The 14,024-nt window shown below is 70.8% G+C and carries 7 protein-coding genes; 2 read left to right on the top strand and 5 right to left on the bottom strand.

All coding sequences use genetic code 11. The features are described 5' to 3' along the window. The first annotated feature begins 283 nt into the window (after nt 1-283). Together QQG74_RS30760 and QQG74_RS30765 are read left to right on the top strand one after the other, a co-directional pair. Nucleotides 284-2,641: a non-reducing end alpha-L-arabinofuranosidase family hydrolase gene (locus tag QQG74_RS30760; RefSeq protein ID WP_341721455.1), complete on the top strand. Its 2,358-nt coding sequence runs from the start codon at nt 284-286 to the stop codon at nt 2,639-2,641. Nucleotides 2,642-2,793: 152 nt separating this feature from the next. Continuing rightward, nucleotides 2,794-4,143, top strand: coding sequence for a ricin-type beta-trefoil lectin domain protein (locus tag QQG74_RS30765; RefSeq protein WP_341718111.1), 1,350 nt, complete (start codon nt 2,794-2,796; stop codon nt 4,141-4,143). Between the two features lie 174 nt (nt 4,144-4,317). Here QQG74_RS30765 and QQG74_RS30770 read toward each other — a convergent pair whose 3' ends face one another. Genes QQG74_RS30770 through QQG74_RS30790 form a run of 5 tightly spaced genes read right to left on the bottom strand, consistent with a single transcriptional unit; the run spans nt 4,318 to nt 14,022 of the window. Further along, complete coding sequence (locus QQG74_RS30770; protein WP_341718112.1) at nt 4,318-5,781, bottom strand: MFS transporter; 1,464 nt, start codon at nt 5,779-5,781, stop codon at nt 4,318-4,320. Nucleotides 5,782-5,826: 45 nt separating this feature from the next. Next, on the bottom strand, nt 5,827-7,044 hold the full coding sequence (locus tag QQG74_RS30775; RefSeq protein ID WP_341718113.1) for an ATP-grasp domain-containing protein: 1,218 nt from the start codon (nt 7,042-7,044) through the stop codon (nt 5,827-5,829). Then, the gene (locus tag QQG74_RS30780) at nt 7,041-8,273 is read right to left on the bottom strand and encodes a hypothetical protein (RefSeq protein ID WP_341718114.1); all 1,233 of its coding nucleotides are present in this window, start codon (nt 8,271-8,273) and stop codon (nt 7,041-7,043) included. Before QQG74_RS30780 ends, QQG74_RS30775 begins: the two co-directional genes overlap by 4 nt. After that, a complete protein-coding gene (locus tag QQG74_RS30785) occupies nt 8,270-13,078 on the bottom strand; it encodes an amino acid adenylation domain-containing protein (RefSeq protein ID WP_341718115.1) in 4,809 nt (1,602 codons plus the stop codon). Before QQG74_RS30785 ends, QQG74_RS30780 begins: the two co-directional genes overlap by 4 nt. Beyond that, on the bottom strand, nt 13,075-14,022 hold the full coding sequence (locus QQG74_RS30790; protein ID WP_341718116.1) for a zinc-binding dehydrogenase: 948 nt from the start codon (nt 14,020-14,022) through the stop codon (nt 13,075-13,077). Before QQG74_RS30790 ends, QQG74_RS30785 begins: the two co-directional genes overlap by 4 nt. Between the last annotated feature and the right edge of the window lie 2 nt (nt 14,023-14,024).

Raw genomic sequence — 14,024 nt, forward strand, 5'->3', positions numbered from 1 at the left:
ATCTGAATTCATCGATTTGTGAGCGCTAACACACCTCGGTCCGCCAGCCCAACCACTGGAGGCACCTGCACCGATCAGCAGCGGTCCACCTCCCGCAGCCACCACCAAGGCCCGGGCGGGCGGTCGGGACCAGCCGACACCCACTCACCTCCGAGCTGACCAGTTCGTCCCAGCCATCCCTTGGAGGATCATCATGATCTCCCGGACCCGTCCCTCCGGGCGTCGACTTCGAACGCTCTCCGCCTCCGGCACTGCCGCGATAGTTGCAGTCCTCGTCGTGTCGATGCTGCCGAATCTCGCCCAGGCCGCGGAAACCACCCTCGCGGCAGCCGCCAACCAGTCGGGCCGGTACTTCGGTGCCGCCGTTGCCGCGAACAAGCTCAACGACAACGCGTACACGACGATCTTGAATCGGGAGTTCAACAGCGTCACTCCCGAGAACGAGATGAAGATCGACGCGACCGAGCCGCAGCAGAACAACTTCACCTTCGGCAACGCGGACCGGATCGTCAACCACGCCCTCTCCCGGGGCTGGAAGGTCCGGGGCCACACCCTGGCCTGGCATTCGCAGCAGCCCGAATGGATGCGCAACATGTCGGGCACCCCGTTGCGCAACGCGATGCTCAACCACGTCACCCGGGTCGCCTCCTACTACCGGGGCAAGATCCACTCCTGGGACGTGGTGAACGAGGCGTTCGAGGACGGCAACAGCGGTGCCCGGCGCGACTCGAACCTGCAACGCACCGGCAACGACTGGATCGAGGCGGCGTTCCGCGCCGCCCGTACCGCGGACCCGGACGCCAAGCTCTGCTACAACGACTACAACACCGACAACTGGACCTGGGCCAAGACCCAGGCCGTCTACAACCTGGTGCGCGACTTCAAGCAGCGCGGCGTGCCGATCGACTGCGTCGGGTTCCAGTCGCACTTCAACGCGCAATCGCCGTACAACAGCAACTACCGCACCACCCTGTCCAGCTTCGCCGCGCTCGGCGTGGACGTGCAGATCACCGAGCTGGACATCGAGGGCTCCGGCACCACGCAGGCCAACACCTACCGCAGCGTGGTAAACGACTGCCTCGCCGTCGCTCGGTGCACGGGGATCACCGTGTGGGGTGTGCGGGACTGCGACTCGTGGCGCTCCGGCGGCACGCCGCTGCTCTTCGAGTGCAACGGCAACAAGAAGCCCGCCTACACGGCCACCCTGGAGGCGCTGAACAGCGCCGGCCCCGCGCCCACCCCCACCACGCCTGGGCCCACCCCCACCACGTCACCCACCGGATCACCCGGCTCGGCCAACGAGATCGTCGGCACCCAGTCAGGTCGGTGCATCGACGTGCCGAACGCCGCACGCACCAACGGCACCCGGGTCCAGCTCTACGACTGCAACAAGCAGACGAACCAGTCCTGGACCTACACCGCAGACAGGCAACTACGGGTCTACGGCGACATGTGCCTGGACGCCGGAGGATCCGGCAACGGCGCCGCCGTGCAGATCTACAGCTGCCACGGACAGACCAACCAGCAATGGAACGTCAACTCCAACGGCACCATCAGCGGCGTCCAATCCGGCCGCTGCCTGGACGTCTGGAGCACCGCCAACGGAGCCCAGGTCCAGCTCTACGACTGCCACGGACAAACCAACCAGCAGTTCCGGCTCGTCTCGCTCGGCGGTCCCACCCAGTCGCCGACCCCGACGCCCACGACCACCACGACGCCGCCGCCGTCGGGTAACTGCAACCTGCCGTCGTCGTACCGGTGGTCCTCCACCGGCGCGTTGGCGCAGCCGCGGGCGGGTTGGGTGTCACTGAAGGACTTCACCCACGCCCCGTACAACGGTCAGCACCTGGTCTACGCCACCACCCACGACACCGGCACCAGCTGGGGCTCGATGAACTTCGGCCTGTTCTCCAACTGGAACCAGATGGGCTCGGCCAGCCAGAACGCCATGCCGTTCTCCGCCGTGGCACCCAGCCTGTTCTACTTCGCCCCCCGCAACATCTGGGTCCTGGCCTACCAGTGGGGCGGACCCGCCTTCTCCTACCGCACCTCCACCAACCCGACCAACGTCAACAGCTGGTCAGCAGCACAAACCCTGTTCACCGGCAGCATCTCCAACTCCGGCACCGGCCCGATCGACCAGGCACTCATCGGCGACGACCAGAACATGTACCTCTTCTTCGCCGGCGACAACGGACGCATCTACCGCGCCAGCATGCCCATCGGCAACTTCCCCGGCAGCTTCGGCTCCAACTACACCACCATCATGACCGACACCACGAACAACCTGTTCGAAGGAGTCCAGGTCTACAAACTCCAAGGCCAAAACCGCTACCTCATGATCGTCGAAGCCATCGGCTCCCAAGGCCGCTACTTCCGCTCCTTCACCGCCACCAGCCTCGGCGGCACCTGGACCCCCCAGGCCGCCACCGAAAGCAACCCCTTCGCCGGCAAAGCCAACAGCGGCGCCACCTGGACCAACGACATCAGCCACGGCGAACTCATCCGCACCAACGCCGACCAAACCATGACCATCGACCCCTGCAACCTCCAACTGCTCTACCAAGGCCGCTCCCCCAACTCCGGCGGCGACTACGGCCTCCTGCCCTACCGCCCCGGACTACTCACCCTCCAACCCTGACGCACGCAGCTCCGGCTCGGGCACAGCCGGAGCGGGCGGGCCCGGCACCAAGCCGGGCCCGCCCACCTCACCCACACCACCACCACCAGGAGGTACCGAAAGTGCGAGGACACGCACCTCCCCCACCCTCGGAAAACATCCGTGCTGACCGAGTGCCCGCCGGCCTGCGAGGGCGGCTGCTCAAGCTCGCCACGGCCGGGATCGCAGTCGCCGTCGGGTTGTTCACCGTGACGGTGGCGACCGGATCGGCGTCGGCCGCCGACAACCCGTACCAGCGGGGGCCGGACCCCACCCGGACCAGCGTCGCGGCCGTGAACGGCCCCTTTGCCAACACGTCGGTGAGCGTCCCGACCGGGTACGGCTTCAACGGCGGCAGGATCTACTACCCGACCGACACCAGCCAGGGCACCTTCGGGGCCATCGCGATCTCGCCGGGCTACACCGCGTTGTTCTCCGCCGAGCTGGCCTGGATGGGACCGTGGCTGGCATCGCACGGCTTCGTCGTGATCGGCATCGAGACCAACAGCCGTAACGACTTCGACACGGCCCGAGGCACCCAGTTGCTCGCCGCGTTGGACTACCTGACCCAGCAGAGCCCGGTACGCGACCGGGTCGACCCGAGCCGGTTGGCCGTCTCCGGTCACTCCATGGGTGGCGGTGGAGCGCTCAGCGCAGCCATGCGGCGCTCGTCGTTGAAGGCAGTGGTCGGCATCACGCCGTACTCGCCGTCGTCGAACCTGGCCAGCAACCAGGTGCCCACGATGATCATCTCCGGGCAGGCGGACACGGTGGTCACCCCGTCCTACGCCCTCGGCCTCTACAACAGCCTCCCGGCCAGCACGGAGAGCGCGTACCTGGAGGTTGCCGGTGGTGACCATGGGTTCATGGTCGGGCGGTCGAACCCGGTGCTGATCCGGACCATGCTGCCGTTCCTGAAGATGTTCATCGACAACGACGCCCGGTACAGCCAGTTCCTCTGCCCGCTGCTGGACAACAGCGGCGTGGTCACCTACCGCAGTACCTGCCCGCTGCTGCCGCCGGGGGCGACCACTCCGCCGCCGACCGGTACGCCGACGCCGACCCCCACCACCACCCCGACCACGCCTCCGCCCGGTTCCGCCAGCGAGATCGTCGGAGTGCAGTCGGGCCGGTGCCTCGACGTACCCAACGCCTCGCGCTCCAACGGCACCCGGGTCCAGCTCTACGACTGCAACAAGCAGACGAACCAGTCCTGGACCTACACCGCGAACAAGCAACTACGGGTCTACGGCGACATGTGCCTGGACGCCGGAGGATCCGGCAACGGCGCCGCCGTCCAGATCTACAGCTGCCACGGACAGACCAACCAGCAATGGAACGTCAACTCCAACGGCACCATCAGCGGCGTCCAATCCGGCCGCTGCCTGGACGTCTGGAGCACCGCCAACGGAGCCCAGGTCCAGCTCTACGACTGCCACGGACAAACCAACCAGCGGTTCAACCTGGTGTCCCTGGGAAGATGATCACGAGCGCTTGACGGCGGCGGGATGTCCGCCGACCACTGCATCACCGATCCGGCCCGGGGCGTGCGCTCCGGGCCGGACCGCAGTGTCGGCGGCGCGCCGGCAGCGCTGCCACGCGCGCTCGTCGGGTCGGCGCACCGAGGACGCAGTTGCTCAGATGACCGAGGCGCCCGGTCACCCACGGCTGGTCACCTGGTCGAGGATGAGCTGCATGACGCGCCGTTGGGCATGGTTCATGTGCTCCATTGCGACAGCATTGAGGATCTCGGCGTTCGGCTGACCCGCGCGGCTCTCACCGATATCCGGGAGCGCCTCGGAGTGGGCGGCGGCAAAGAATCCGTTGAGCGCGGTAACCGCACGGTTGGCGAGCGAGACGATCTCGCCCTCCGATGCCTCGGCGGGCAGTGCAAGGAGCGCCGTGTTGATGCGCAAAAACTCTTCGGGTACGCCCTTCAGTGCCTCGACGAGGCTTATCGTCTCCTCGCGCGGAATCAGGTGGGTCAGCACGATCGCGACGTTACGTGCGGCGGGGTCGCGTCCAAGTGCCTGCATGGTGAGCAGCGCTTCGGGCGACAGGTCGGGGGAGACGCCGAGCCGGATCAGCTCATCGACCTCGGAGCGGATGCGTTCGAGCGCAGCGATTCTGCTGTCGAGTTCCGCACGAAGTCCGACGAACACGGCCGCCGCGAGGACCAGCCAAGGTGCTGCCATCAGGCCAATCACGGTGAATCCGATGCCACTGCCGACCATGCCGATCACGAACCAGGTCCGACGCGACACCTTTCCCACCGTCGCCGCGTAGACGCCTGCGCTGAGCAGGCTGCCGACGGCGATGCCCAGCGCGGCGAAACCGCTGAACTCGGGCAGGTTCTCGCTCGTGAAGTAGGCGGGCAGGATCGTCGCCTGCAACGCTGCGATCACCGCGACAAACACCGCCGTCAGCAGGCTCACGCCCAGCACCAGTCGATGCCCGAGCAGGAACCGCCACCCGGTTCCGAGATCAGCCAACATCCCACGGACACCGGCCCGCGCAGAACCCGCTCCGGCCTGGGGGATTTCACCCGCCCGAGGGGACATCGCAAACGACAGCAACGCCGCAGCAAGGCTCATCGCGGCGGTGATGACCAGGGCGGCGGAACTCACGCCGACCAGCCACACCAACAACCCGCCCAGGCCGGGGCCGATCAGCACAAGCGCACCCGACAGCGACTCGCGTACGCCGACCAGCCGGTCCAGTGCGCCCGGCTTGCCGCCGTCGAGCTGGACGAGACGGGGAAGCAGGGTCTCCCGCGCCGTCATCCCCGGCATGTCGCCGAACGAGCCGATCACGCCGAGCGCGATGAACCAGGTCAGGTTCAACCCCCACAACTCATCCACCACCGGAACCGCCGCGACCGACCCCGCCGACAGCACGTCGCTGACGATCGACACGGTGCGTCGGTTGACCAGGTCAACGACCACCCCTGCCAGTACGCCGACGACCGCCGCGACGGCGGCTGTCACCGAGGCAAGAATCCCGGCGGCGAGGACGTCACCGGTCCTCGCGAGCACCAGCAGCGGGAACAGCACCGACGCGATCCCGTTTCCCAGCAGAGACAGACTGTACGAGCCCAGGTAGGCCCAGGTGCTTCGACCCATGAGTCGATCACAAACTGTGCCGCCACGGCACAGTCAAGCCCTGGCTCAGCCCCCAGTCACGATCCGGACGGTCGCCAGCGCGCTGCGCGCGGTCCGGGTCGCCTCGTCGAGGGTCGCGCCGATCGCGGCCACCCGGCCCGGAATTCGCGGGATCGAGACCAGCTCCCCCACCTCGTCGCCCGCTCCGACGGCCAACTCCACGGCGAGCACGCCGGGAAGAGCCGCGGCCTGCGCCGTACCGTGCACAGCCGAAACCCTGCCCGGCGAGGCCGGGACACTCAGGGCGACCGTCGCGTGCCTGGCCGGTCGTGGCGGGACGGCCGGCACCGGACCGCCGGACATGACGGCCAGGTAGTCAGCCATCGTGTCGACCTCGTGCGCATAGCCGATCAGCAGCATCATCAGGCCGCCGGGGAAACGTCCGGCGGCCTCGATCAGCCACGGCGTGCCGTCCCGCACGATCCATTCGATGTGTACGAAGCCGGTGCCGAACCCGGCGGCCACGGTGAGCCGGCGACCCGCGTCGACGAGGGTGTCGTGCAGCTGCGGTGCCAGCCCGGGATCGACGAAATGGGTCACCGGCACGGGATGCCGGCCGGGCGTGACGTGGGCACCGGTGACGTTGGCGAAGCGCACCTCGCCCCGGTCGAGCAGCAGGTTCGTGCTGTACTGCTCGCCGATCACGCGCTGCTCCGCCAGATAGGTCTCGGCGTCCGAGCGAAACATCCGCTGCCAGGCGGCAGGGAGCCCGGCGGGTTCGGCGACGAGCTCCACACCGGACGAGCCGGCTCGGGCCGCCGGCTTGAGGACGATTTCGCCGCCGGCCCGCTCGGCGAAGGCCGTCGCCTCGGCGACGTCGCGTACCACCTGCCAGGCCGGGGAACTGACGCCGGCCACGTCGGCGAGCTGCCGCAGCCGCCACTTGTCCGACAGGATCACCGCCGGGACGCCGCCGGAGCCGGGCAGACCGAGCCGTTCGGCGAGGCGGGCGGCGAACGGGACACCGGTGTCGTCGGTCGGCAGGATCGCACGCGCCGTCAGCTCCGGATGCCACAGGTGGAACAGGTCGGCGGCGAGCGGACGACGGTATTCGAGTTCGTAGAGTTCGTGACCGGGCCAGGACTCGGCCAGGTGCTGCCGGACGCGCCGGTCACGGACCACGGCCGGCTCCACGACGAGCAGCACGCGTGCGCCGGGCCACAGCCGCTCGATGTGGTCGAGCCAGGTACGGCCGTACCCGACGAGGATCACGTCCGCGTTCATGCGGTGGTCACGATCTCGACGGCGGCCAGCGCGGCCTCGCCGACCCGGCACGCCTCGGCGACGTCCGTCCCGTGGGCGACCACCCGGGCGGCGGCACTCGGCAGCGAGATCAGCTCGGTGAGCGTCTCCCCCTCGCGGACCATGACCTCCAGCGCGGCCACGCCGGGCAGGGCGGCGGCGCGGTCGGCACCGCGTACCGAAAGCACCCGGCCCGGACGCACCCGCTTGGTGAGCATGACCGCGGCCCGGCGGGGTCGGCGCGGCAGCGGGCCGGGCGACTCCCCGGCCATGAGCGAGAGGTACGCGGCGAGCACGTCGAAGCCGAATGCGTATCCGATCATCACCATGATGGGGTTGCCGGCGAGACGACCGGCGCACTCGACGAGGTGCGGCACACCGTCCTCGACGATCCACTCGCTGTGGATGAAGCCCGTGCCGAATCCGCTCGCCTCGACCAGCCGCCGAGCCGCTCCGACGAGCGCGTCGTGGTGCTCCGACGGCTCGGGGGTGAGGGTCTCGGTGACCGGCACCGGGTGGGTCCCGGTCGCGACGTCGGTGGCCACGACCGCCTCGAAGATGACCCGGCCCCGCTCCACAAGCAGGTTCACGTTGTACTGCCAGCCGGTCATCCGGCGCTCCGCGAGGTAGGACTCGGTCGCCGGACGACGAATGCTGTGATGTGCCGGCGGCCCGGTCATCTCCTCCCAGGCTCTGCGTAGCCCGCCCGGGTCGGGCACGATCCGCACCCCGGACGAGCCCGCCCGAGCCGTCGGTTTCAGCACCACGCTGCCGACCCGCCCGGCGAAGGCGACCGCCTCGTCCGGCTCGCGGACCAGTCGCCAGTCCGGATTCGGGATGCCTGCGGCGTCAGCCACCTGCCGCAGCAGGTACTTGTCGCGCAGGATGCCGGCGGGTGCCGGGCCTGCGCCGGGCCGGCCGAGACGCTGGGCGAGCCGGGCGGCGAACTCGACTGCGGTGTCGTCGATCGGGATGACGGCTGCGGCGGCCAGCTCGGGATGCCACAGGTGGAACAGATCGGCCGCCATCGGGCGCTGGAACTCCAGCTCGTAGAGCTCGCACTCCGGCCAGTGCTCGGCCAGGTGGGCGCGGGCGCCGCGAGCACGGGCCACGGCGGGCTCCTCCACGATGACGACGCGGCGGTCCGGGACGGCCCGCCGCAGCAGGGACAACCAGCCGGAGCCGTAGCCCACGAGAATGAGGACAGTCATCGGGACGCTTCCTGGATCGCCTTGGTCAACGAGTGGACGGTGGGGTTCTGGAACAGCGTGGTCAGCCCGATCGTGCGGCCCAGCGCTCGGCTCAGCCGCGCCTCGACCTCGATCAGCGCGAGTGAGGTGCCGCCGGCCTCGAAGAAGCTGACATCCGGGCCGATCACGGTGCGCCCGAATGCGGCGGTGCAGACGCGGGTGACCACAGCGGCGAGATCGGCGTCGAGGGCCTCCGCGGCGGGCGCGGGTTCGCCGGTACGCCGAAGCGCGGCGACGTCCGGCTTGCCGTTGCCGGTGAGCGGGATCTTGCCGACCACCCGGAGCTCCCCTGGGCGTACCGCGGGCGGCAGCATCGCCGAGAGATGACGGCGCAGGTCGGCGGGGGTCAACTCGGGTATGCCGGAGGCTGCGGCAGCGAGCTGTTCACCGTCGAGGTACGCGACCGCGTCGTGCACGCCCGGGTGTTCGCGCAGGATGGCCTCGATCTCGTCGAGCTCGACCCGGTTGCCGTGGACGGAGATCTGGCGGTCGGCGCGACCACGGAACTCGATGGTGCCGTCGGGGCGGCGCAGGCCCAGGTCGCCGGTCCGGTAGGCGCGGACACCGGGTTCGCCGTACGGGTCGGGCAGGAAGCGGCGGGCGGTGCTGGCGGGATCGCCCAGGTAGCCCAACGCCAGGTAGGGGCTGCGGACCCAGATCTCACCGGCACCGTTGGCCGGCGCCGGCCGGCCGTGGGAGTCCATGAGCAGGAGTTCGGCGGTGGGGGAATCGGTGCCCACGATCGGTCCGGTGCCGGTGGTGAATCCGGTGCCGGTGGTGTGGTCGACGGTGGCGGCGACCTGAGGTGTCTCCGTCGCGCCGTAGTGCGAGACGATCCGCGCTGCCGGGCACAGCCTGGCCAGGCCGGTGACGTCGGTGGCGTGGACCGGGCCTCCGCCGAAGGCCACCAGCCTGACGGTGGGGAGGGTGGCGCCGGAGGCGGCGAGCAGCCTGCCCAGGGTGGGGCTGAGGTGGAGGACCGTGATCCGCTGCGCGGACAGCCAGGCCACGAGGGCGGCCGGGGTGGCGGTGTCGGCGGGCGAGGGCAGGTGCAGGGTGGCACCGGCGCACAGGGCTGGCAGGATCTCGCGCAGCAGCGGATCGTGGCCCACGCCGGACAGCGCGGAGAAGCGGTCGTTCGCGGTGATGGCGAAGGTCTCCGGATACCAGCGCAGCAGTGCCGTGAGCGGGGCCGCGGAGGCGAGGATCGGCCTGGGGTGGCCGGTCGAGCCCGAGGTGAAGGCCACGTAACCGGTTCCGGGCGGGACCGCGATGCCGTGCGGCGCGGGGGTCGGTTCCGGATGGACGACAGGCGTCCGGGCGGTCGCTGCTATGCGCAGCGGGTTTTCCACGGCGGTAAGCATCCGCTGTTGCCGAGCCGCCGGCAGGTCGGCGTCGATGAGCAGGTACGGGCGGTTGCCGGTGAGCGCCGCCAGCAAGGCGATGACCAGGGCCGGGGTGCGTGCGCCGACGATGGCGGCTGGACGGCGGCGGTCGGGGTCGGCCGCATCGAGGTCAGCCCGGCACCGGTCGATGGCCGCGCGCAGCTCGGCTGCGGTGAGCGTGTGATCGGCCGCGACGAGGCACGGCGCCCCGGCGTCGGCTGCGACGAGGCACGGCGCCCCGGCGTCGAGGCACGGCGCTCCGGCGTCGGTCGCCGGGGCCGGGCGGGACGGCACAGTCCGCCAGGGCGAACGGACCGCAGGCGCGTCCGGTCTCAGGTCGGCCAGTGGGCGGTCCGGGTCGGTGCGGAAGGCGGTGAAGGTTGCCACGAGGTCGTCGGCGAGGGTTTGTACGCGGTCCTCGTCGAAGAGGTCCGCGTCGTGGACCAGGTCGACCTCCACGCCGTCGGCGGTGTCGGTGAAGTATGCGGAGAGGTCGAAGAGGGCGCCCGGCACCGGAGCGGTTTCGGTGGTGACCGTGACGTCATCGCCCAGGTTCGGCGGGCTGATGGGGTAGGACAGCATGTTGGACCAGATCTGGAAGATCGGGTTGGCACCGGGGATGCGCGGCGGGGCCAGTTCGCGGACGAGTTCGTCGAAGGGCACGTGCCGGTTCGCCAGTGCGTCGACGATGGTGCGCGCCACGGTGCGCAGGTTGTCCCGCACCGGCCGGCCCGGGTCCAGCGACAACCGCAGCACCAGCGAGTTGTTGAAGAATCCCACCGAGTCGCTGGTCTCGGCACCGTCGCGGCCGGCCACGGGGGTGCCGAGGACGAGATCCTGCTGGCCGGTGAGCCGGTGCACAACCGCGGCAAGGCCCAGGGTGAGCAGGGGGAACAACGGGACGCGGTAGGCCGCCGCCAGCCGGCGCAGGGCCTGCGCGGTCGTCGCGTCGAGCCGGCGGCGGACCCGGCCGGCCCGGAACCGGGGCGTGACCGGCCGCCGCCGGGTGAACGGCAGCCGGATCGGCTCGGGCAGCCCGGCGAGCCGGTCCCGCCAGTACTCCAGCTGTCGGGACACCTCGGCCCGGTGGCCCGCAGATCGCAGGGCGGCGGCGACCGCCGGAAACTGCACCGGCTCCCCGGCCGGGAGTTCACCGCGGTAGGCGAGGCCGATGTCGCGCTGCACCACCTCCATCGACCAGCCGTCGACGACGATGTGATGCCCGACCAGGGCGAGGTGGCAGACGCCGTCCCCGGTGATCAGGGCCTCGGCGCGGAACAGCGACGCATCCAGCGCGAACGGCCGCCGGACCACCTCGTCGGCCCACTCGGTGACGTTCGCCGCGTCGCCCCGGTGCACGGTGAGCGGCGGCTCGGTGGGTGGCTCGGTGACCATCTGCACCGGGCGGTCGGCGACCGTGCCGATCCGGGTACGCAGCGCGGCGTGCCTTGTCACCACGGTGGCGATCGCGCGGGCCAACCGGTCGAGGTCGAGCGGACCGTCAAGGCGCAACAGCGCGGGGACGTGGTAGGCGGAGCAGTGCGGGTACATCTGGTGCAGCAGGTAGAGACCCTCCTGCTGCGGGGCGAGCGGGGCGCTGCGCCGGGCGACCGGAGCGGGCGGCACGGCGGCCGGAACGGGCCCGGCCGGGAGCGTGTCGAGCAGCTCGGCGAAGGCGGCGACGGTCGGCGCGGAGAGCACGTCGGCGACCGTGACGCGGCGTCCGGTCTCGCGCTGTACCCGGTCGGCGACGACGATCGCCGACAGGGAGTGGCCGCCGAGCGCGGTGAACTCGCTGTCCGCGGTGAGCCGGCGAGCGCCGAAGACATCGGCCCAGACACCGGCGACGTAGCGCTGCCGCACGGTCAACCGCGCTTCGATGTCAGGTGCCTCCGACGCTTCGGCGTCGGCTGCCAGCAGCTGGGCGACGGCAGCGCGGTCGGCCTTTCCGCTCTGGTTGCGCGGCAGGGTCGGCAGGGTCAGCAGGCGTACGGGCACCGCCGCGGCGGGCAGGACGGCAGTCAGCAGGGATCGCCAGGAATCCGGCTCGACCGGCGCGGCCACCGCGGCCTCGATCTGCGACGTGCCGTCCGGGGTGGTGCTCAGCAGGGCCACCGCGTCGGCGACGCCGGGCAGGCCGCGTAGTTCGTGCTCGATCTCGCCGAGCTCGATCCGGATTCCTCTGATCTTGATTTGGTGGTCGCGGCGGCCCAGGTAGGCAAGCGCGTCGCCGGGAAGTTGCCGCACCATGTCACCGGTGCGATAGGCGCGGCTGCCCGGCGGGCCGGCCGGTTCGGGGACGAAGGCGAGCGCGGTCGACGCCGGGCGACCGAGATAACCCCAGGAGACGCCGGTGCCGGAGAGCAGCAGTTCACCACGCTGTCCGGTGGGGACGTCGCGGCCCGCCAGGTCGACGACCCGGGCCCCGAATCCGGGCAACGGCCGGCCGATTACCGGTTCCGGGGAATCACCGACCCGGGCCACGACGGCGTCCACCGTGCACTCGGTCGGGCCGTACACGTTGAAGGCGACCATCCGGCCGGTGCGTCGCCGCTCGGCGAGGGCGTTCCACAGCTCGCCGTCGATCGCCTCGCCGCCGACGAGGAGCCGCAGGCGCGGCAGGCCGGCGCGGTCCAGGTGCGGCAGCAGCAGGCGCAGGTGGGTCGGGGTGATGTCGAGGTCGGTGACCTCATGACGGCGCAGCACGTTCACGAGGTCTGCCGGGTCCCGGCGCTCGGATTCGCTAAGCAGTACCAGCGTGTCGCCACGGAGCAGCCGCACCCACTGCTGCACGGACGCGTCAAAGGACAGGCTGGCGTTCCACGCCACCACGTCGTGGCCGGGGCCGGCCGCACCGCAGCGCACCAGCGCTTCGCCGAGTGCGCGAACGGCCTTGTGCGGCACCAGCACGCCCTTCGGCCGCCCGGTGGAGCCGGAGGTGAAGATGACGTAGGCGAGGTCGTCACCGGTCGGCCGGGGCAGCGCGGCGAGCGCTTCCGGATCCGCTGCGACCTCGCCACGCAGCGCAGCGCCGACGTCCACCACCTCGACGCCGTCCGGTGGACCGGCGGCCAGGTCGGTGATCAGGTGTCCGGCTGCCGACTCGTGGATCACCATGGCCTGTCGGCGTGGTGGATGCGCGGGATCGACAGGCAGGTAGGCGGCGCCGGACCGGAGCACCCCGAGCACGGCGGTCACCATCGCGGCGGAGCGTTCCATCCGGAGCGCGACCACGTCGCCGCGCCGGACGCCCCGGGCGGCCAGGGCGACCGCCACCGCGTCCGCGCGGCGGTCCAGGTCGGCGAAGGTGAGGCGGTCGCTGCCGCTGATCACCGCCAGCCGACCGGGATGGGTGCGGGCCGCAGAGATGTTCACCGTCACGCCGCGACGGTCAGGGTGACCTTGCCGATCGTGGCCCGGTCCCGCATGTCCCGCACGGCCTGGGCGACGTCGGCCAGGGGATAGTCGCGGCCGGTCTCGGCGTCCAGCTGCCCCTTTTTGATCATGCCGAACAGGCCGATCATGGTTTCCGGGAACATCTCGCGGCGGAGCGTGCTGAGGTTGTACGCCGAAAAGCCGGCGAGGATCCGGGTGCCCGCCATCAGCCCCTCGGGGCGTACCGGCGTGGCCTGCTCACCGGAGGCGGCGCCGTAGACGACGCAGCGGCCGAACGGGGCGAGCGCGGCGAACGCCGAGTCGAAGCGGGGACCGCCCTGCATCTCAAGGATCACGTCGAGCTGGCGGCCACCGTTCGCCTCCACCAGCTCGGCACCGATGTCGGCGGAAGTGGAGTCGACCGTGACGTCGGCACCCAGGCGCTTGGCGTGGTCGCGCTTCTCCGAGGTGGAGGCGGCGCCGATGACGCGACGGGCACCCCACGCCTTGGCCAACTGCACCGCGATCGAGCCCACCCCGCCGGCCGCGCCGGTCACCGCGACCGTGTCGCCGCGAGTGACGCGGGCGACCGTACGCAGGATGTGCCAAGCGCTGTAGCCCTGCGTCGCCATGGCCAGGGCGGCCCGATCGCTGACGAAGTCGGGCAACTCGACGACCTGCTCGCTGAGCATCCGCTCGGCCCAGGCCCCGGCGCCCGCCCGGGCCAGCACACGCCGCCCGTCGTCGGTGGTGCCGACGGCCTCGATGCCCGGCTGGTGCGGCAGCGGCGGGTTGAACGAGTAGGTGCCCTCGACGATGTGCACGTCGGAGAAGTTGACGCCGGCGCTGCGTACCCGGACCAGGGTCTGGCCGGCGGCGGCGACCGGGCCTGGCAGATCCTGGATCTCCAGGCCGTCGGCGCCGTGGCGGGTCAGCACTGCTGCACGCAAGG

Source organism: Micromonospora sp. FIMYZ51 (genome assembly GCF_038246755.1).
Classification (GTDB): domain Bacteria; phylum Actinomycetota; class Actinomycetes; order Mycobacteriales; family Micromonosporaceae; genus Micromonospora.

Bases quoted from the DNA above. Each gene is read 5' to 3' on its own strand.
- QQG74_RS30760 (WP_341721455.1), top strand. From the start codon at position 284: ATGCTGCCGAATCTCGCCCAGGCCGCGGAAACCACCCTCGCGGCAGCC.
- QQG74_RS30775 (WP_341718113.1), bottom strand. From the start codon at position 7,044: ATGAACGCGGACGTGATCCTCGTCGGGTACGGCCGTACCTGGCTCGAC.
- QQG74_RS30780 (WP_341718114.1), bottom strand. From the start codon at position 8,273: ATGACTGTCCTCATTCTCGTGGGCTACGGCTCCGGCTGGTTGTCCCTG.
- QQG74_RS30770 (WP_341718112.1), bottom strand. From the start codon at position 5,781: ATGGGTCGAAGCACCTGGGCCTACCTGGGCTCGTACAGTCTGTCTCTG.